Raw genomic sequence first — 1003 nt, forward strand, 5'->3', positions numbered from 1 at the left:
TTTCAGGTCTGTCACGAGAAATCACACAGAAGTTGAAAACCGTACGTCCAGAAACATTGGCACAGGCCAGTCGTATTCCTGGCGTAACACCTGCCGCGGTTCAGTTGGTAATGATTACAATCCGTAAAAACAATATGGCGAAAAAGTCAGCATAATTCCTGACTATAAGCGATATAAGATCAATATTAAAAACACTCTTTAATCAAAAGGGTGTTTTTTTATCCAAATAATTAGTATCTTGTCTCGATAACCAAGGGGTGGGATATGGAACAAAAAATATTAGGTGAGCTTTTTGGGGTGACTATTCACTCGCCACTAATTAGAAGTGAAATAAGGGAGGTTTTAAAGAGGCAGTTGGAGTTTAAAAAAGAACTTCAGGCTAATAATGGCCTAACAGAGGATCAAGCATTCCTAGAAGTGGTTGATATTTTTGATACCTTTTTCGCGCAGATTTCTGAAGAAGAAAAATCTAATTTTGAGAGAATTCATGCGGAAGAGGCTAGTGCTGCACCAAAAGAATGGTATAGCTATCCAGAAAGCTCAGAATTCAACAATGCGGGGCATGCGGGCGATCTATATGGGATACAGGTAGTTTACCCATTCTCAAGAAGCAACATTAGAATGCTTGTACAAGCAAGAAGTGATCTAATGAAATCCATAGCAAACACCCAAGGTATTAGCTTGTATCAAGCCTCGAATGACTTGAGTGATGTGCAGGCTGAATTTGTGAAAAAATTTAGTATTGAGGATCAAGAGGTTTTTTTAAACCTAATGGCCGATGAAATGATTGCACTCACAAATGCATTGAATGATGAGACCACCAAACTAAACCAGCAAGCCTTGGAGCAAGAGGTTTCAAACCAAAATTTCACAAGCGCAATGGCTGGAATAATAGTATTCTGTTGTTTAATGTTTCTGTTTTTTGTTGTAAATAAATGATAGCTCTACTAAAAGCGCCTTAAGGTGCTTTTTAAATATCCAGAATTTATCCGAATAGCCGTAA

General features: G+C 38.0%; 2 protein-coding genes. Both read left to right on the top strand.

Going from position 1 to position 1003, the window contains the following annotated elements:
• Positions 1-155, top strand: a 155-nt coding sequence (locus B4H32_RS12835; protein WP_414630950.1) for a hypothetical protein, incomplete at its 5' end; no start/stop codon positions are given.
• Positions 156-264: 109 nt separating this feature from the next.
• Positions 265-939: a hypothetical protein gene (locus B4H32_RS06565; protein ID WP_286800958.1), complete on the top strand. Its 675-nt coding sequence runs from the start codon at positions 265-267 to the stop codon at positions 937-939.
• Positions 940-1003: the final 64 nt, after the last annotated feature.

Origin of the sequence: Acinetobacter sp. UBA2063 (assembly GCF_002333245.1) — a bacterium.
GTDB lineage: Bacteria > Pseudomonadota > Gammaproteobacteria > Pseudomonadales > Moraxellaceae > Acinetobacter > Acinetobacter parvus.